Genomic DNA, 19,983 nt, shown 5'->3' on the forward strand with positions numbered 1-19,983 from the left:
CTGAAAAAAGGAGATTTGTTGTACCCCAATTTAATATCTATCCTTGTCACGTAAACTTTATATATAAGTCTGTTTATATTTGCAGTAAGTTTTAACAAAACTATACTTAAACATAAAAAATTCTGTTTTATAATAATAAATGTTGAGCAAATATGAGAACATCACTAGGATTACTTTTTACACTTCTGATTTTAGGAAATGTATATGGGCAAAAAGAAAAGATTAAAGGCAATAAAATAGTAAGTACAGAACGTATAGACTTAGAAAGTTTTCATACTATCGAAATTCATGAAGGTTTTGAAGTTACATTAGATGAGAGTAATGACAATCAAGTTAAGATTGAAGCAGATAGCAATCTACAAGAGGTTATACAGTTGGAAGTTATCGATAGCGTGTTGACTATTACATCCGACAAAGATATACGACGAGCAAAAGCCCTAAATATTGAAATTTATTATACCCCAAAATTAAAGAAAATCTCATTATATGATAAAGTAAATATAAGGTCATTATCTCCAGTAAACACTTCAGAACTTATAGTAAATGCAAATGATAATACCGAAGTCTTTTTAACTGTAGATACAGATAAAATTAACTGTATTGCTAATGGTAAATCTGTTATAGGGTTACATGTAACAGCAAATGAGGCTATTTATCAAATTAATGAAAATGCGGAGCTAAAAGGAATAATTACTGCAGATACACTTAAAGTAGACTTATATCAAAAGGCCTCTGCAAAATTAGAAGGTGAAGTAAAAACAATGGTAGTAAGAGCAGATAGTGATACCGATTTTTATGGCGAAAAATTAAATACTACTACTACATCTTTACTAGCAGAAGGAGATAGTGATTGTTATATCCTTACCAATCAAGAAATTAATATAGAGGCAAAAGATAAAGCCGAAATATATTTACTTGGTGAACCTCAAATACATATAAAAAGCTTTACTAATGAAGCCATTTTATATAAAAAAGATATAGATTACTCTCCTAGTCGATTTAAATTAAACTAAAAAAAAATCCTGCTAAAAAGCAGGATTTTTTTAATCTGTATACTATTATGTTTTAAGCTGAAACTTCTTCTCCTGTTTCGATAGTTGCCAGATACCGTTCTGCATCCAGAGCAGCCATACACCCTGTTCCTGCAGCAGTAACTGCTTGTCTATATTCTTTATCCTGTACATCTCCTGAAGCAAACACTCCTGGCAAATTGGTTCTTGTTGATTTACCTTCGGTTATCAGGTATCCGGTTTCATCCATATCTAATTGCCCTTTAAAGATATCGGTATTAGGTTTGTGACCAATAGCAATAAATAATCCTGTAATTTCTATTTCGGTTTTATCGCCTGTTTGGTTATTTACCATTCGCAATCCTTCTACTACCTGATCTCCTAAAACCTCATCTACCTCTGTATTATATAACACTTTAAGATTTGAGGTGTTATTTACTCTATGTTGCATAGCCTTAGATGCTCTCATATGGTCTTTACGTACCAGCATAGTAACATTAGAACATATATTAGAAAGATATGTAGCTTCTTCTGCAGCGGTATCCCCTGCTCCAACAATTGCTACATCTTGATTTTTATAGAAAAAACCATCACAAACTGCACATGCAGAAACACCACCACCTCTTAGTTTTTGTTCACTAGGTAATCCTAAATATTTTGCAGTAGCTCCTGTAGAGATAATCACGGTTTCTGCTTCAATTTGGGTTGTATTATCCACAGTAACTTTATGAATTCCTCCAACTATTTTACTAAATTCAACTGCGGTGACCATCCCGATACGTACTTCTGTACCAAAACGTTCTGCTTGTTGTTGTAATTGTACCATCATTGTTGGTCCATCTATTCCTTCTGGATATCCAGGAAAATTATCCACTTCTGTTGTAGTTGTTAATTGTCCTCCTGGTTCCATTCCTGTATACATAACTGGCTTAAGATCTGCTCTTGCTGCATATATTGCTGCTGTATACCCTGCTGGTCCAGAACCTATAATAAGACATTTTATTCTTTCTATTGTGTCAGACATGATTGTTTCATTTTATGTAGTGTAAAAGTAGCAATTTGGTCATAAACCTTACAGTAAAATTATTAAGAATTGTTATTATCCTATAAAAATTATAGATAGAGCATCGTTTGTTTAAAACATAAAATGATATATTGTTAGTTCTTCTTTTAAATCAGCTATCTCGCAGCAAGTTTATAAGGTCTGTTTTTGAAAACACCTTGTGTTTTAGAAATAAAAATCTAGTAATCAAACTCTATATTAGGGATTAAAAAAAAACGCCAGAATAAAATATTTGACGTTTTTTAAAGGCTTTAGTTTTGCTCTATTATTGTATTTATTTAAAACATGTTGTTTTCTTAATGTTCTTAAAAACTATAAATTTATAACTTAAAGCCCAAATATTTTTGCGTCAATAAAAAATACTGTATTTACATCAATCTTATGATCTGAGGTTAAAATTTTATTAGTAACAGTATTTAACCTTAATTTAAACTTATCTTTTTTTATATATTCTTTCAAATCTTTATCGGTAACATCTAACTTTAAACTTTTGCCTACATCATCCGGAATATTCTCTTTCCATGCTATTTTAGTTTCGGAAAGCCCTTCTGCAGAAATAAAAATATCAATAGACTCTAAAAAACTTAAATCCGAATCAGAGGGTGAAGTGAGAATTAAATCTAATTTTTTTAAATTAATTTTTTCTATTAAATCTTTTCGGGTTTTATTTACTGCAAATGTGGATTCAGAATTTGTTTCTAGATCTGGTGTAGATATATCTAAAGGTAAATTAACTCCCGTTGAAGATGGAATTACTATTTTTTCTTGAAACTCCATTTCAAACTGTGTAAGTTTATCTATTTCTTCGCATCCTATAAAAGCTGTTACGATACAAATAAGTATTAAAAATCTATTCTTCATATTTTTTTATTAAGTAAGGTTTCAAATAAAATATAGTCCTAATTTATTTTATTCACATTGAATTGGTTATTATAAATATCCGAAATTTTATAATAATAACAAAGAAGCTCTCTGAAAAGTAATTTTTGATAAAATTTGGTTGAATTAATAATAATTTCTAAAAAACTCTTTGTTTCTTTCTGTAAAGCCTTCTTTTAGAGCTAGTTTTTAGAAAATTTAAAAAGAGGATGTCTGAAAAAGTCAAACATCCTCTTTATTACATTTTAATTGTTTATAATAATTATTCAGGTTTCGTATGTATACAAAAAATCAATAATTACAAAAACATTTTATCCTTTAGAACTGTTTTTCATGTTTTCTTTTACCAGTCCGTAGAACTCATCAAATTTAGGATCTATTATAATCCTTGTAGAGGTTTCTATGCTTTCTGAACCATATTCACTTTTACCAAGAACGTCCATTCTTTTTGGGTCTACCTTATAATCATTTTGTAATATTCTTACTACTGCTGATGCTTGTCGAGTACTTAGATCCCAATTATCTTTAATAGACTTGTCTTTAAAATTAAGCGCATTACTATTTCCTTCAACAATAATTTTTAAATCAGACTTAGAGTTTAATACATTTGCTAGTTTTTCTAAAAATCCTTTTGCTTTATCTTCAACAGTAACGCTTTTGTCATTGTTTCCAAACAATAAAGTATTAGCTACAGTAATAATTACTGCTCCATTTTTTACAGCAATCTTACCTTCGCTACCAACAACATTTTTAAAAACAGTTAAAGTTGCCAGTTTAATAGAATCACTTTTACTTATAGCATCGTTGATGGTATTAATCTGTTTATCTTTTTCCTGAAGACTTGTTAAAGAAGTTTCTAGGTTTTTAGCTTTTTGAGTAGACAATTCTGTAAAGCTACTCATGTTAGTTAAAAGAGACGCGTTGGTTTCTTTTAAATCTTTTACTTGCATTTGTATAGATTCAACTTGAGATAGCGTAGCTTTTTCTTTCTTCCTAGAATCGTTAAGCTCTCCTTTAACTGTTTTTAATTCTAGACGTAACTTATCTATCTCTTCAAGAAGATCTTTTTTTTTCTGAGCATGTATAGATGCAGTTGAAATAAATAGGGCAAATACTAATAATATTATTTTTCTCATCGATTTTCAATATGATTTGTTGCAATTGCTAAAGTAAAACAATTTTATAAATAACAAAGCAACTGTATATTACGACTTTTGTAATAAATCTTTTGCTTTTTTGATACTAGAATTAATTTTATCTCTTAAAGTATTAACTTTGATCTCCTCTTCTTTAAGCAGTTTCACTTGTTTAGCCATCTCATCTGAAGCTATCGTAACGTCTTTATCTGTAGGAGGAAAAGTATCACTAAAATTACTCATCCAAGTCATCATATAATCATACGCATCTTTAATATCTTGTTGTGCTTTTGCATAAGATTGTCCTTGACTGGTCGTGTCTATTTTAGCCTCTAATTCTTTAATAAGACTACTCATCTCGCCCATTTTAGGCATAACTTCATCGTGCACATCGATAACATTTTGCATTAACAAATCAAATTCTTGTTCTTCTTTGGATAGTTGATTACAAGAAATAAATAGTAATAATAAGCTAGTATATAAAAAAGATAATTTCATTATTTTAATTTTTAAAAGTTTTGTTTTATTTATTTTTAAAATGAATTCTATTTCAAAGATATTGGTTTTTCTTTTTCTTGTTGCAATTTAGTTTCTTTGTAATATTCTCCTATTTTATGCATTTTGCGCATTTCTATTAGAATGTAAAAAAGACAAAATGAAATTGCTGTAATTAAAATATAGGTTAACATAAGGATTATATTTTTCGTGGTTTATTTTTATTTAATAAATATTCTATTCCTATAATAAAGAGAAGGCTTACCCCAAATAAAGGGAATACTAGTGTAAGAATTACTAATACAATAATAATTCCATATCCTACCGTAAAAGATGTAGGGACTTTAGGTGTTCCCCAATTTCCTTTGCGTTTTCTCATTGTATAGGAGAGTAGAGCAGAAATAGACATTATAGTTAATGTAATTGTAGTGCAAAGCATTAACCACCAATTCCAAACTCCAAATTCCCCTTGATGAAATGCCATTACCCACATTCGCCCTCGCATTAATACTCCTACATCATCCCAATTATTAGATAGTATTTGTTTGCCAGTATACGCATCAAAATGAATCTTTTTTTGTGTATTTAAGTTTGATGGATTGGTATTATATACACTAAACACACCTTTTTGATCTTTTGGAAAGTCAATGGTTACTACTCCAGGAAGTTGAAGGTTTTCTGCCTTAGCTACCATTTGATCTAGTGTTAAAGCGTCTCCTGCTATTTGTGATTTTAAATGATGTCCTTGCCAGGTATCTGGATAACCAGTATTAGTGATTTTTTGAATTTGCTTAAAACTCTCTCCAAAAGCATCTGTCCAAGGCAGACCACCTGCAAGGATAAGTATCAAAAGTCCAGAAAACCAAAAACCACTAATAGCGTGCAAATCTCTAAAAAATGTTCTTTTTCCTTCTTTTATTCTAGGTATAAAAAGACCTTTTATTTTCCAGCCTCTTGTTGGCCACCAAACATATAATCCAGTAAGAATAAGTACTACCATCCAACTAGCTATAAGCTCTATTATTTTTGTTCCAAATTTACCAGTTAATAGCTCCCCATGTAGTTTTCGAACTTTAAACATATTGGTGTCTTTTGTAATAATCTCTCCAGAAACTTTACCCGAATATGGATTTACGAACAAACTACTCTTATTTCCGAATCTACCAGAGACAAACTCAGTTGCTTGATTTTTGGAAGTAGATACTACCATAGAATTAGGTTTTTTTATAGCATTTGCATTAGCTATTTCCCACTGTTTTTGAAACGATACTTTGGTATCCTGTATCGTTATTTCTTTAATATGTTTTTGCTTGTTTTTTTCATAATCTCCTTTAAAAAGATATATAGCTCCTGTTATAGAAAGTATAAGTATAAAAGGAAGAGAAATAAGCCCTGCTATAAAATGCCATTTCCATAACCATTTATTTAATTTTTCATTTTTTTTCATGAGTTTAATAAAAGTAGATCTTATAAGTTTTTAAAAAAAACTTATAAGATCTGATTACTAGAAATTATACTTTACTCCAAGATGAAAAGTTCTTGGGTTACCGATAGTGAAACTGTTTTCTCCTCTAAAAGAATTGAAAGAAGCCCTTGCTGCATATAACGTGTCAAAAACATTAAGTGCATGTCCCCATATTTCAAAACCTTTATAAGTAATGGTTGATCTCAAATTAAAAACAGAGTGCCCTTTATAGGTCGCTGTATCAAAGGTATTATCTTCATTATTTATTTGTTTTTCAAAACTAGTATTATATTTCCCTACCAATTCATGTTCTGCTGTGATACTAAAACCAAAACTGTTTTTAAAGTTCTTTTTATACGTAATTAAAGAAGTCCCAATTAAATTGGGAGCAGTTTCTCTTTCGGTATTAGAATAATCTACCCCTTTATCGAAAAAATTGATATAACGATGTAGTGCATAACTACCGTTATGCGCTAAAGACAATTCTTTTATAACATACCAAGTTATCCCGTATTCTACACCATAAGATCTGGTTTTACCAGCATTAGAGTTAAAGAAATTATCGTCTTTATCTCTCATAGTGATTAACGTATTTTGCCCTTCTAAAAGGTAAATGGCAGCATCTACTTTTAATTTTGAAGGTGTCGTAAAATACCCTCCAATCTCATAATTATGATATCTACTTGGCTTAATACCTTGTAATTGATTTCGATTTCGGTATAAGGTAGATACTTGTGGAGGTGTAAATCCCTGAGAGTAGTTTGCATACACTCCTTTTCTAGTATCAAAATTATAATTCAGTCCTAATTTTGGAGTTAAGTTATTAAAATTATCTACAGAATCGTCTACTCCAATAATACCATCACTTTGATTATCATAATTATATTCGAAACCATCGTAACGTAATGCTACAGTGATTTTTAAGGGATCTATTGGGGATATCTCATATTGAAAGAAACCTGCATAGTTAAATATATCCGCTTTATAATTGAGAATAAAATCTCCATTGTTTATTTTAAAATATTGGTTTCTGCCTGTTTCTGGATTCACAAAAACATCTATCGTTTCTGCAATATAATCTTGCGGTGAATAGTCTGCGGTAGCGCCAAAAATCAAAGAAGAACTGGCAAAATTAAAATCTAACTTATGCTGTAACAATCCTACAAAACTTTTAAATTGGTTAGAGTTAATCTCTCCAGATCCAAAACCAGTTAATTGTCCTTGTTTTCTAAATTGTTTTATTCTATAGGAAGGGATTTGATCCATTCGATTATTTCTGAATAATATATTGAATGAAGTTTTGTTTTGATCATTCCAGTATTTATCTAATGTAGTTCTAACTCTAAAATTAATAGCTTCTCTCTCTGTAAAAGTTTGGTCACTTTCATAATTACCGCTGTTAAAATCACTATTGCTTAAAGATCCAGACATATCAGATCTATAATCTATAAGGTTAAATACTGTAGTCCATTTAGAGGTAGGATTAATATCATAAACAGTTTTAAAAGTGATTGCTAATTTTTCATAATCACTATGCTCTATAGGTCCATTAGAACGCTCTGTGTAGTTACTACCTAGATAAAAACCGAAATTTTCACTGGTTTGGTCTGAAACTTCAAAATCATAACGATTTAACCCTAAATCATTAATTTGAAAACCAATACTACCTCCTAATTTTTTATATGGATTCTTAGTAATAAAATTAAAACTTCCACCAATAGCCTCACTACCATAAATACTTGAAGCTGGTCCTTTTAAAACTTCAATACGACCAAAAGCAGTGTTATTCATTTCTAATAAGGCATTATGATTAAATACCGATGTAGGACGGATTTGCATCCCATCTTCAAGATATAAGAATAAAGCTTTTGTAGATATAGGAGATCGTACTGCCATAAAATGTTGTTCATTACTGGCTGCTCTAGAGGTAGACATAAATACTCCAGGAACGAGATTTACTAATTGATCGATTCCAAAAGCTTTTGTTTCTTTAATTGTTCTTGCACTTATTGATGTTATAGAACCCGGGACTTCGGATCTTTTTTGTATTTCTCTATTAGCAGAAGTAACTATAACTTCTTCTAAAGACACATTATCCGTTGTTAACCTTATCGTATTAAAAATGGTTTTCAAGGATAAACTCTCGGTTGTATATCCCAGAAAACTAACCGTTACCTTTGTAGAGTTTTTTAAATTAATTTTAAAAAAACCGTCTTTATTACTCATAACTCCATTTGTACTATCTGTATAAGAAACAATAGTTGCTCCAGACAAGGGATTATTAGACTCATCTACTATTTTTCCTTCATAAGATCTTTGTGCAGATATAATTTGAGTTATCGTTAATAGTAGGGCATAGATATATATTTTCATTTTGTATAATGAATTGTAATGACAATAGCTTTCTTTAGACATAGCTGCCAGAAAGTTATTGCTACTTTAATATTAAAAAAGATTATTTTTTTTGTCACTACTATTAAATAGGCATAAATGCTTATTCAATAGCATATCAAACTTAGATTATCGATAATTATTTAATTAGAGGTAAAAATTAAACTTCTCTAACTACTCTGGTTCTCCACGAAAAAAACAGACACTTAAACAACTTAAAATAAACAGCGCATAAGTTGTTATGCAAACTGCTAACATCGGAGTTTAACTAACAACATGTAATCCAAATAAAATATATAGTGTAATTGTTAAGAGTTTTTAAACTTAGGAGGAGGATCTATATCTTTAGAAAGTGTTTGTAATTGAAAGTGTTTCAATTTCCAGTTTTTAGTGAATTTTATCACCAATGGATTTTTATTTTCTATATTTATATTATTTTCTTGAAAAAAAAGAGGAATAAACGCTTCTGTTATAATAATAGAGTTAGATGTCTTAGACGAAGACTCTGTCTTAGTCTTCATTTGACTCATTAAATAACATTTACCGTTACAATTAAGGCTAGGGCGTTCTTTGTTGATACAATATTTTTCTACAATAGCATCAATATTAAGTTGATAATAAAGCACTGTAGTAACTTGCATAACTGGTCTTATGGCAAAAGAAACAAATAATAATGTAGAGAATAATATTCTCATTAGTTCATACTAAATTTTGTGCAAAAGTACGAATAAGAATTATTGTTCTTTAACAAATTTATATGATATTTGATGTTATAACCGTAATAAAACGCTATAAACCCTACTTAAACCATTTTCATAAGAATTCATAGTTTCTAAAAGTTGTTTTAAATCCCGAGAGGATTCTGTGGTTTCTTTTATAGTATTTCTTTTACTAGTAAAATAAAGTTTTTGATTTTTAAAGTCATAAAATGGACAATAATCCATTTTATCAGAATTTATTTTATTTCCTAAATTTTTAGACATAGACCAATTCCCTTGATTATCCTTATGTGATATATAGAGATCGCCACTACCTAGTCCATCTTTTCGCTTATACGCTCCAAAAATTAAAAAAGATTCATCTGGTGCTATGTAAGAATTATATTCATATCCATCAGAATTAATAGCTGTACTTAAAGATTTAGGATCGGTATATTGGTTTTGTTTTAATTCGCTTACGAAAATATCATCTTTGCCTTTGGTTTTAGTAGTTATAGTACTTGTAAAATATAGATTACCGTTTTTCGCTACCGATGGATAAAATTCATCTTCATTGGTGTTTATCGGGCTTCCTATATTTTTTGGAGAAGACCAGTCTGCAGAAATTCCAGATCTTTCAATATACCATATATCATAATCTTTTATCACTATATCTGTATTTTTAAGAGGTCTGTTAGAAACAAAATATAATTTTAATCCATCTGGTGAAAACATAGCTTCCATATCTTTAAATTGTCCTGAAAAAGGAGCAATCTCTGGAGTAGACCAGATACCCTTTTTTTTTATCACCTTTATTATAGTAGAAAGTTCTCCCGAGTACCCTTGTGCAGTAAAGTATGCTTCATCTTGTGTAGGTGATATGGTAAAGTCTCTAGCTGTCGGAAATTGTTTAATAATATCCTGTAATACGGATTCTATTTTAATTTTTTCTTGACTATAACTTAATAGCGTTGTAAGTAAAAACAAGAAAGGAGTAATTTTTTTCATAACTAGTACAATTTATGATAACCGAAATGTAGATATTATTACTTAAATAAAATATTAATGTTTTGATAAAAAATAGTCGAATATAATGACTTATTAAATTTGAAAACATAAAAAAAACAAATTATGGTTAACATTTGATTAATTCTAGGTAAAATACTATTGGTTTACCTTTTCTAAATCCAGTATTTTTATAGTAACTATAACACACAAACTATACTTATTATGAAAAACAGAAAACTGCTCGCAATTATCTATGCGTATAGGCAAAAAAACATTCCTTATTCACAAAACCCTTTAAAATGTTTATCGTTTGTATAGATAGTATAACCATACTATTTAGATACGTTATTTTAACTCTAATTGTTATAAAAAAACTGTAGTAGAGTATACAATGTATCCCTTGCAAACTCGAATTAAAAACTTAACAATTATATCTCTGGGTCATTATATATGCTAATGAATCCTAGATATGTTTTATACACAAATCTTATGAAACCTTTACTGTATTCTCCATGCGAGAAAAAAATCATATGGCTATTTTTTAGCCTGGTCATGATAATTCAATTATCATTTGCTCAAGTTCATAAACCAATATCAGCTACTTCCAGTCATTCATCCGATCATTGTTCGAGAGTTTCTAATCTTGATAACGGTTATATTCCTAGTGCAAAAGAAGAAAGTAACATTTTCAACCTATCAAAAAAAGCAGCTTGTAACTACGACACTAATCAGGGGTGGGCGAGTTTGTCTACATCTGCATTAATTAGTGCTATGCGTCAAAATTCTGATTATGATTGCTATAGAGCTATGTTTGAATTTGACTCACGATACTCTACCAATCTTTTTTCTAATGAAAAAGTAAAAGCAGTGGCTAATGAGGTAAGAGGACTGGCCTCTAGTTATAATGGAACCAGTAGTACTGGGATGTTTGGATTAACCATCTACTTACATGTTGCTATTTATTTAGATTTTAATCAATCCAGTATTAATTTAACAGACGATACCTACGCAACAATTAGACAAGCTTGTAGTCAATTAGCATCTAATTCTAATCTTCTTCAAGTAAATGAATATGCTTTAGAAGTTTTAAGAGAATATCTTATTGTTTCTGCAGATATGAAAATGCGTTTTGACCCTAATGTAATTAATGCTTTTGAACGGGTAATAACAGATTTTACAGTTCATAAAACATGGAAATCTATAACAGACCCTAAACTGCTAAAGACCTATTCAGGCTCTATGAATATGGTATACAATTCTATTTTTAATACAGTAGACACGCCTTTTGAAACAGCATTAATCAACGATAGTCAATTAATTAGTTTAATGGGAAAAGCAGCAATAGATAGTGAATTAATAGCAGCAGGAGGAGATTTACAATATCTATGGCAAAATGCAGTTGGAGGCTTAGCTATATTAGCAAAATCAAATAAACTTATAGGTAACATACAAGGGCATTTGGCTGCAATAACAAATAAGTTCCCAAAATTATCTGCAAGTTGGGCAAAAGCAAAAATGGCTTTAAATCAATATGGTGATTGTAGTGCTTATAATCTTTGTCAAAACCCATTGTCTATACGACAGGAAATAGAAGAGTATTTATTTCCTAAGACAGTTAGTTATGATGATGATAAAATGCTCATTCGTACCCCGCTTAGTGATGAAAAAATACAAAACCTATACCATGCTGCGAAGCAAGTTCAAAGTCAGTTTTTTAGATTATTACAAACAGATCAGCCAGTTGCAGGCGATACTAATAGCACAATTAATATGATTGTTTTTGGATCCAAACAACAATATGATGATTATGCTCCTTTATTATTTGGTATTCGAACAGATAATGGAGGTATGTATTTAGAAGGCATTGCAACTTTTTATACTTGGGATAGAACCGTTGGAGTAGAAAGTTCGCTATCCTTAGAATCCCTGTTTAGACATGAATATTGCCACTATTTACAAGGAAGATATTTAGTCCCTGGTAATTGGGGATCATCAGATATTTATAAAAATAGCAGACTAGTATGGTATGAAGAAGGAATGGCAGATTTTTTTGCAGGATCTACAGATACAAATGGTGTACAAATGTTAGCACAAAATACAAGAGCTATAATAAATCAAGGGTCTGGATGGCCTTCACTTAATACTGTTTTTAACTCTAGTTATACGAGTGGAAATTTTTATCATTATACTTATGGCAATGCAGCTTGGTACAATTGGTATCTTAATAATTTTGATTACCTAAAACGGTTTTTTGACTATACAAGGAATAATGATATTACTGGATTCGATAATTTTGTAAATACTCTAAGAAATAATGGAGAGACGTCTTATAATAATTTTTTACTTAAAGTAAAAAACAAAGAAATTATAGGTTGGCAACCAACAACCAATTGGTCAGATGATAACCAAATTAGTATTGGTGACCCATTAGGAATTCAAGATGAAATAGGAAATTTACCTAATATCAGTAATATTTCAGTGTCGATAGATGCCGAAAAATCGTATAGACGTTTTAAAATAGCAGGTAAAATAACGGGTAATGGATCAGGAATAGCTCCAAAAGATATTGCTTCTCGATTAGATGAAACCATACTAAAACTTCGAGAAAATAAGCTTGTTAATAATTTTAAGTATACAGTAGGGTATTTTAAAAATTTAAATTCATCCGGAATACCTTCGGCTGATTTTATAATCACAGGCCCTCTTAAAGATGCAGGTATTAGTGATGCTCCTGTAGCAGATTTTTCAGCAATAAATAAAACAACTATTGCTGGAGGGAAAATACAATTCATAAATGAGTCCACTGGTCATATTACTGGTTTAGATTGGTCTTTTCCTTCGGGAACCCCATCTACTGTAACCAATGAGCAAACACCAGAAATAACTTTTAATACTGCTGGAGAATACAATGTATCTCTAACCGCCAAAGGGAAATTAGGAAGTAATGATACCAAAACCGTTCAGAATTATATAAAAGTATATCCATCTAATACAAATTCATATTGTACTGCTACCAATAATGGAGGGGGAAATGATATTCATATCACTCAAGTTACACTAGGAACTTTTGAAAATGTTTCTGGTTACACTACCCTTTATCAAGATTATACATCCTTAGCAGCAGTAATTAGAACAAATCAAAATACTGTATTAGATATAAAAGCACAAAATGAGCAATGGAGCTATAATGCATTAGGTATATGGATTGACTGGAACCAAGATGGAGATTTTATAGATTCTGGAGAAGAGGTTTTTCGTAAATATGGCCCAGGACCATATAATAAACAGATTATACCTCCATCTGGTGCCAAATTAGGAACAACAAGAATGCGAGTGCGATTAAGTTATGGAGCAGAAAGTTATATTGTGCCTTGTGGAGCACAAAATAGTATAGGCGAAATTGAAGATTATTCAATTATAGTAACCAATGAACAAGCTCCTATTAATACGCCTCCAGTTATAACGTTATTAAAACCATCTAATGGACAAAATTTTGTTCAAAAAGAAAACATCTCTGTAGAAACGGTTATTAAAGATGATGGCAAAATTGAAAAAGCAGAATTAAAAGTAGATGGACTATTAATAGCAACAGATTATGTAGCACCATACCAATGGAGTAATCTAAATAAGTTAAATTTTTTAGCCCCTGGACAACGTGAAGTAACAATTACAGCTTATGATGATCAGGGAGCAACTTCAAGTAAAACGGTAATGTTAACTATCGAAAAAGCGCCTATTACCTTTTGTGATGCATCTAATGGAGATGGTTTGTTACATATTACTCAAGTAATTTTTGGAACTATTAATAATAGTACCGCTCATAGCCCTTATTCAGACCACACAAATTTATCTACAGTAGTACAAAAAGGACAACAAATACCATTAACTATAAAGACTATTAATGAAAGTTGGACTTATAATGCAATTGGAGCATGGGTTGATTGGAATCAAGACGGGGATTTTATAGATACAGATGAAGAGGTTTTCTCTCTTTATGGTCCAGGCCCCTATAACGGTACAGTAACCGTACCTTCTTTTGCTCTAACAGGAACTCCATTAAGAATGAGAGTAAGAATGGGATACGGATCCAAAGATAAAATTAACCCTTGCGGAAACGATACGTATTTAGGAGAAGTAGAAGATTATATTATTTATGTAGGTAATACAACAACACCAACGTGTAATGATGGTATCCAAAATGGAGATGAAACTGGAATAGATTGCGGTGGATCTTGTAACCCTTGTGCCAATAATAATGGAGTAGTTTACGTAAATATAAATGATATTACAGTAAGCTCATCCAACACATGGGAGTTCTTTAGGATAGAAACAGGTGATGATACTGGATATGGAGCTTGGTACTCTAATAACTCTATAAGACTAGTTACTTATAATAAAGATATTGTTTGTCTGGCAAATAGTAACAACGTAACATTAATCGGAGAAGGTGTAGAAATTAATAGTTCTAATAATTTTGTAGCAGATCCTAATAGTTATAACATAAGTACCTCTAACTATACCTCTTGGAATGGTAAGTCTGGTTTTATAGGATTTACCTTTAAGATAAATGGAAATACGCATTATGGGTGGTTTCACATTTCTGTAGCTAACAATGGATTATCTTATACTATATTAGATTATGCTTATAATACAAATGCTAACCAAACAATTGTAACTAAGGTAATGCCTAATGTAAAAGGAGGTAATAATAGTCAGGATACAGAAGTGACTCTTTTTCCTAATCCATTCCTAGAAAACTTTGAGATTAATACATCAAAATTAAAAAGCGATAATTTAGAGGTGCGTGTTTATGATATTCACGGAAAATTATTGATACATGATACCTATACAAAAAATCCGAACAAAATACGTATTGGAGATCAAATCAAAACATCAGGGCATTATTTTGTTAAAATAAAAACAGAAACAAAAGTCAAGGTGTTAAAAGTACTTAAGTTTTAGCATTATTATTTAAGTTTAAAAAAATACTAAAGGCTACCTTAAAAAAAGTAACCTTTAGTATTTTTATATTTTAACTCCTGATCGTAAACAAAGGCAATGCTATTTTATACTTTACCACAAGCAATCTAATTAGTATAATTAATAATGCCGTAGATATATAAATAATATTTTCATCTATTTTAAAAGTGTAAAGAATCATAAAGCAAAATCCGCCTGCTATAGAAGCGGTAGCATAAATTTCTTTTCTGAAAATTACAGGGATCTCATTACATAAAATATCCCGAACTACTCCTCCAAAACAGCCAGTTGTAGCTCCTAAAGCAACAGAAACAATAGGGTCTAATCCTGCGTTAATTCCTGTTTCTACCCCCATAATAGTAAAAACTCCTAATCCAATAGTATCAAATAAGAAAATTGAACCTTTGAGATAATCGAGTTTATTTCTAAAAATGATAGAAAATATCGTAACTCCTCCAATCAAATAAATCGTAGTTGTATTTTGCATCCAGGAAACTGGAGTGTTTCCTATTAGAATATCTCTAATAGTACCGCCTCCAATAGAAGTTACAAATGCAATGATAAAAATACCAAAAAGATCCAATTTCCGATTCATTGCGCTTAATGAACCCGATATCACAAATGCAATGGTTCCTAAAATATCTAAAGTACTAAAAATTGTCATTTCACTTATTTTGGGTGTAAAAGTAAAATATCTACTTTAATAATTATACTGTTTATCTTCAATTTTTAAAATGCTAATCTATACTTCTAAGCTATTTAAATTAATAAAATAATTATTAAAAAAAGTATATGATTAACTATAGATAAAAACGACAAAATTAATATCTATTAAAATAGTTAAGTTTATAAAAATACTACTTAGCTAGTTATAGTATAATATTTGGATGTGCTATAGAACCCTCAAATCGCTTTTTTGTATTAACCTCTAGACTATGCTTGATTTAACGTGTAAAAAAATGTTTTTATTTTAGAATGTTCAGCAGAACTATCAAAATAGATTTTTATCCCAGTTGTATTTTGAATTTACTGTTAAAGAAAAAACGATAATTGAATTGAGTACTGAGATACTCATTTTTAAAGTTTAAAATATTACATAAAAAAAGCCGCATATAAAATATGCGACCTTTTTAAAAATCAAATTTAAAGTTTTCAATACTCTTTAATTTTTGATAAACTTACCTGTAGTTTTTCCTTTAGAAACTGAAATAGAATAAAAATACATTCCTGATTCTAAATTCCCTATGTCAAAGTTTTGGATTTTATCTCCTTGTAAAAGACTATCTGTTTGGAAATTATAAACTTCTACTCCATTAGTATTAAATATCTGAAATCTAAAATAATTAGAAGTCGACTTAGAAGTTGTATTAGCTAAAGCAACACTAATTACATTTCCAGAAAGAGGGTTAGGAAATACTTTTGCTACACTATTTCCAATCATGCTTCCTGCTTTAGACGTTACTCCATTTGTTGTAATTACAGACACTCCACAATCTCCAGTTTTTGACCAAGCATTTTCCCAGTATGTTCCTGTTCCTGGTGCATAAGCCCAAGCTGCACTAGAAGAACACCATCCAGGGACATTACATTTAAATTTCGCTCCTGCATTTTGCACTTCATCATTTTGATTGTAAGAAGTACCCGCAGCATATTGTACTAATCCATTGCAGTTTCCTCCTCCATCTTTTTTAGTGATTTTCACCAAAATCGCTGTAGAAACTTTAGTAGCTCCCTTATCATCTGTAGCTTTAGCTGTAATTGTATAGTTTCCTACAGTAGTATTTACCCATGAATATTCGTATGGAGCAGTAGTATCTTGTCCTAACAATGTAGCACCGTTATAAAATTCAACCTTAGTAACAGTTCCATCAGAATCTGATGCATTTGCAGTTACAGAAACAGATGTTCCTTCAACAAATGATGCATTATTAGTAGGGGATGTAACATTTACTATTGGAGCAATATTATCTCCTCCTGTTCCACCATCACAAGATCCTATCTTTTTCCATACTCCACCAGGATTAGAATTTGTTTCTGGATTTTGACCTTCCGTCCACCATTTAGCTTTATAATGTATATTATTGTATTTTACATCTGTACCACTTGTGTATACTTCTGAAGCAGACCATGTAGGGAAAGTATCACAATTACCTCCACCAGTACCACCGTTTACTGTTACAGAAACAGCAGAAGATGTTGTTACTGCATTACCATTATCAGTTGCTTTTGCCGTTAATGTATAACTTCCTTTAGCTACATTTGCCCAAGAATATTGATAAGGAGCAGTAGTATCCTCTCCTAATAAAGTTGTCCCATTATAAAATTCTACTTTTGCAACAGTCCCATCAGAATCTGATGCATCCGCAGTTATAACTATTGTAGATCCTGCAGTAAAAGTAGCATTATTTGCTGGTGCAGTGATGCTAACTACTGGAGGCACATTAGTTGTATCTCCTGTAACAGATATAGAGACTGCTGCAGAAGTTGTTGTTCCGTTTTCATTATCTGTAGCTCTTACAGTTAACGTATAATTTCCTGCTGTAACATTTGCCCAAGAATATTCATATGGAGCAGTAGTATCTTCTCCTAACAGTGTAGTACCGTTATAAAATGACACTTTAGCAACAGTACCATCCGCATCTGATGCATTTGCAGTAATAGCAACTGTAGCTCCTTCTACAAAAGTAGCATTGTTTGCAGGTGCCGTAATATTAGCTACTGGTAATACATTTCCTCCAGTTCCTCCATTAGCAAATACTTCATTCATTTTATTAACTAAAGGAGACTTTACATTGGACCATCTTTTTAATTTACGTCCGAATGAAGTTGGAGAACCTCCAATTTCTAAATCTCCATATACAGTCCATACAATAATACCAGCAAGTTCATTATCATTAATAAATTGTGCTTTAATTCCTATAGACTCTTCATCGTCATAACTTAAAAAATAATTTCCTTTTACTAAATAAGGAACCTTAGCCTCATCATCCCATTTTCTTGTCCATCCACTATTTGGAGATAATGCTTTTTGTTTAATAAAGAAATAATTAGGTGTACCATCATATACTTCTTTTGGCCAATTTGTATAATCTGCTGCAGTTTGTATAGGTCCATCTGGTTGTATTGTTTCTGATCTTTTTACTGTTTTTATATTAAGATCCGCTGTTCCTTCTGTTATAACTCCTCTTCCATAAAAAGGAGCTCCAAAACAAATTTTATTTTTAGGAACTCCAACTTCTACTAATTTTTGTAAAGTAGACTGCCAGTTAAAGAAAGGTACTTCTGCTCCTGTATATGGATATACTGGTGCATTATGTCCTGCTTTTCCAGACCAACCACCATTATAGTCGTAGGTCATCATGTTAAAGTAATCCATATTAGCTACTACTCCAGCCCAATTAAATCCATCTAGTTTTCTTGGATCTGCAGCCATCGCAGATGTAATCAATTTTGTTGGACCGATTGCATTACGTATATCTTGTAATAAAGATTCAAAATTTGCAAAGTCTGCTTGACTACCTGTAAAATTCATTCCTGAAAATGGTCCTGGATACTCCCAATCTAAATCAATTCCGTCAAAACCAATATTAATTAATCTTTTACAATCTTCGATAAATTTTGCTTTTTTTACTGGATCAGCAGCCATTTCAGGAAAATGTTTACACATACTCCAACCACCAATAGAAGCCATAACTTTTACTCCTTTTTGATGTGCAAGATCCAATAATCCTGGTGCTCCATTTTCTTTTTTAAGAGGTAATGGTAATCCTCCGCTTAATCCCCAAACAGGATGTGTCCAAGTACTGGCACCAACTTCTACTTGAAAACCTTGCGCTTCTGCACGTGCTTTTATATCTGCATTTATATAATTTGCATACTCTAACTCACCAAATAAAAGATGTAAATCCCAGCTACTGTATAAATCTGTATAAAATAAATCAGCAGGTTCCTGACTAACCCCTTGTTCATGAATTTTCTTATTTCTATGGTCACCACTATGCAATGAACCGTCACGAGCTACTCCAAAAAAGGAATAATTAAGAATAGTATATTTAGAGTAATCAATATTTAAATGTGTTAAAGCTCCTGCCGCAGGTACTCCTGCCTTACTATCTTTCCATGCGTCCCAATTCGTTATATATCCAATAACCTGTTTTTGATGACTGGCTGTTGTTGCACTTCCTCCTGTGTTTACTTGCGCAAAAGAGACACTTGAGATGCACATTAAAGTTAAAAGTAATAATGTTTTCAAATGAGGTTTTTGAAAACACCTGACTTTAAAAGTTCGATTAATTTTTTTCATAATTTTTTACCTTAAGTTAAATGGTTTGTGTTTTTTTATACGAAAACGATATAGTTTTCAATGTGAAAATAGATATAAAGAAGGTTTCTATGAAACTAATTAGCTGAATGACTTAAAACTATAGATTTTCGGGCTGAAAATAGTAACAAAATGCATTTATCTATTATTTCGATAGAGATAAAAGACTATTCTACAAATGCTTCAATAAAAAAGACCAATAGCGTCCTAAACGTAAAAAAGAGAAAGGGAAATTTGTTCCTCAAAGTTACCTTTGTGGTGCAACACAAAAAACACCTTTCTCCGATGCTAAATATAACTTTGTTTTCTCAAATAATCAGTAAACTAGATAAATCAAGATTCAAAAAACTAGTTAATTCTCACCAAAGCGACAAACATCAAAAAGGTTTTACTAGCTGGTCTCACTTGGTTTCAATGTTATTTTGTCAATTTGCTAATAGCCAATCTGTACGTGATATAAGTAATGGTCTTCGTTCTGCAACGGGTAATCTGAATCATTTAGGGATGCTCAAAGCTCCATCAAAATCCACGTTGAGC

13 protein-coding genes are annotated in these 19,983 nt (G+C 30.9%); 3 read left to right on the forward strand and 10 right to left on the reverse strand.

What is annotated here, in order from left to right; all coding sequences use genetic code 11:
• Positions 1-152: 152 nt before the first annotated feature.
• A complete protein-coding gene (locus H527_RS0115075; protein WP_027413474.1) occupies positions 153-1,013 on the forward strand; it encodes a GIN domain-containing protein in 861 nt (286 codons plus the stop codon).
• Positions 1,014-1,065: 52 nt separating this feature from the next.
• Here H527_RS0115075 and trxB read toward each other — a convergent pair whose 3' ends face one another.
• The 8 genes from trxB to H527_RS0115120 all read right to left on the reverse strand — a co-directional run bounded on the left by trxB (position 1,066) and on the right by H527_RS0115120 (position 10,145).
• Complete coding sequence (trxB, locus tag H527_RS0115080) at positions 1,066-2,034, reverse strand: thioredoxin-disulfide reductase (RefSeq protein ID WP_027413475.1); 969 nt, start codon at positions 2,032-2,034, stop codon at positions 1,066-1,068.
• A 366-nt stretch (positions 2,035-2,400) separates the two neighbouring features.
• Positions 2,401-2,934, reverse strand: coding sequence for a hypothetical protein (locus H527_RS0115085; RefSeq protein WP_027413476.1), 534 nt, complete (start codon positions 2,932-2,934; stop codon positions 2,401-2,403).
• A gap of 329 nt (positions 2,935-3,263) precedes the next feature.
• Positions 3,264-4,088 carry an OmpA family protein gene (locus tag H527_RS0115090; protein WP_027413477.1) on the reverse strand — a complete coding sequence of 275 codons (825 nt, stop codon included), beginning with the start codon at positions 4,086-4,088 and terminating at the stop codon, positions 3,264-3,266.
• A 69-nt stretch (positions 4,089-4,157) separates the two neighbouring features.
• Complete coding sequence (locus H527_RS0115095) at positions 4,158-4,586, reverse strand: hypothetical protein (RefSeq protein WP_035088312.1); 429 nt, start codon at positions 4,584-4,586, stop codon at positions 4,158-4,160.
• A gap of 196 nt (positions 4,587-4,782) precedes the next feature.
• A complete protein-coding gene (locus H527_RS0115105) occupies positions 4,783-6,030 on the reverse strand; it encodes a PepSY-associated TM helix domain-containing protein (protein WP_027413479.1) in 1,248 nt (415 codons plus the stop codon).
• A gap of 57 nt (positions 6,031-6,087) precedes the next feature.
• Positions 6,088-8,421, reverse strand: coding sequence for a TonB-dependent receptor (locus H527_RS0115110; protein WP_027413480.1), 2,334 nt, complete (start codon positions 8,419-8,421; stop codon positions 6,088-6,090).
• A gap of 326 nt (positions 8,422-8,747) precedes the next feature.
• Entirely contained in the window at positions 8,748-9,134 is a 387-nt protein-coding gene (locus H527_RS23210; protein ID WP_051316795.1) for a hypothetical protein, read from the reverse strand.
• A gap of 75 nt (positions 9,135-9,209) precedes the next feature.
• Positions 9,210-10,145 (reverse strand): TolB family protein, encoded by a 936-nt coding sequence (locus H527_RS0115120; protein ID WP_027413481.1) that lies wholly within the window; start codon positions 10,143-10,145, stop codon positions 9,210-9,212.
• 552 nt (positions 10,146-10,697) lie between these two features.
• On the opposite strand from H527_RS0115120, the gene H527_RS0115125 reads away from it, so the two are divergent.
• Entirely contained in the window at positions 10,698-15,107 is a 4,410-nt protein-coding gene (locus tag H527_RS0115125; protein ID WP_027413482.1) for a collagenase, read from the forward strand.
• Positions 15,108-15,177: 70 nt separating this feature from the next.
• Here the strand turns inward: H527_RS0115125 and H527_RS0115130 are convergent, their stop codons facing one another.
• Together H527_RS0115130 and H527_RS22295 are read right to left on the reverse strand one after the other, a co-directional pair.
• Entirely contained in the window at positions 15,178-15,789 is a 612-nt protein-coding gene (locus tag H527_RS0115130; protein ID WP_051316796.1) for a trimeric intracellular cation channel family protein, read from the reverse strand.
• Between the two features lie 498 nt (positions 15,790-16,287).
• A complete protein-coding gene (locus H527_RS22295; RefSeq protein WP_081414620.1) occupies positions 16,288-19,428 on the reverse strand; it encodes a glycosyl hydrolase family 18 protein in 3,141 nt (1,046 codons plus the stop codon).
• 303 nt (positions 19,429-19,731) lie between these two features.
• Between H527_RS22295 and H527_RS23580 the strand changes: the two genes are divergently transcribed.
• On the forward strand, positions 19,732-19,983 hold a 252-nt coding region (locus tag H527_RS23580; protein ID WP_027413692.1), incomplete at its 3' end, for a DUF4372 domain-containing protein.

Source organism: Aquimarina muelleri DSM 19832, assembly GCF_000430665.1.
GTDB classification, from domain to species: Bacteria; Bacteroidota; Bacteroidia; order Flavobacteriales; family Flavobacteriaceae; genus Aquimarina; species Aquimarina muelleri.

Excerpts from the sequence above, each read along its gene's own strand:
- H527_RS0115110 (WP_027413480.1), bottom strand. The coding sequence starts at position 8,421 with ATGAAAATATATATCTATGCCCTACTATTAACGATAACTCAAATTATA.
- H527_RS23210 (WP_051316795.1), bottom strand. The coding sequence starts at position 9,134 with ATGAGAATATTATTCTCTACATTATTATTTGTTTCTTTTGCCATAAGA.
- H527_RS0115120 (WP_027413481.1), bottom strand. The coding sequence starts at position 10,145 with ATGAAAAAAATTACTCCTTTCTTGTTTTTACTTACAACGCTATTAAGT.
- H527_RS0115105 (WP_027413479.1), bottom strand. The coding sequence starts at position 6,030 with ATGAAAAAAAATGAAAAATTAAATAAATGGTTATGGAAATGGCATTTT.
- H527_RS0115095 (WP_035088312.1), bottom strand. The coding sequence starts at position 4,586 with ATGAAATTATCTTTTTTATATACTAGCTTATTATTACTATTTATTTCT.
- H527_RS0115090 (WP_027413477.1), bottom strand. The coding sequence starts at position 4,088 with ATGAGAAAAATAATATTATTAGTATTTGCCCTATTTATTTCAACTGCA.
- H527_RS22295 (WP_081414620.1), bottom strand. The coding sequence starts at position 19,428 with ATGAAAAAAATTAATCGAACTTTTAAAGTCAGGTGTTTTCAAAAACCT.
- H527_RS0115085 (WP_027413476.1), bottom strand. The coding sequence starts at position 2,934 with ATGAAGAATAGATTTTTAATACTTATTTGTATCGTAACAGCTTTTATA.
- H527_RS0115125 (WP_027413482.1), top strand. The coding sequence starts at position 10,698 with ATGATAATTCAATTATCATTTGCTCAAGTTCATAAACCAATATCAGCT.
- H527_RS0115130 (WP_051316796.1), bottom strand. The coding sequence starts at position 15,789 with ATGACAATTTTTAGTACTTTAGATATTTTAGGAACCATTGCATTTGTG.
- trxB (WP_027413475.1), bottom strand. The coding sequence starts at position 2,034 with ATGTCTGACACAATAGAAAGAATAAAATGTCTTATTATAGGTTCTGGA.
- H527_RS0115075 (WP_027413474.1), top strand. The coding sequence starts at position 153 with ATGAGAACATCACTAGGATTACTTTTTACACTTCTGATTTTAGGAAAT.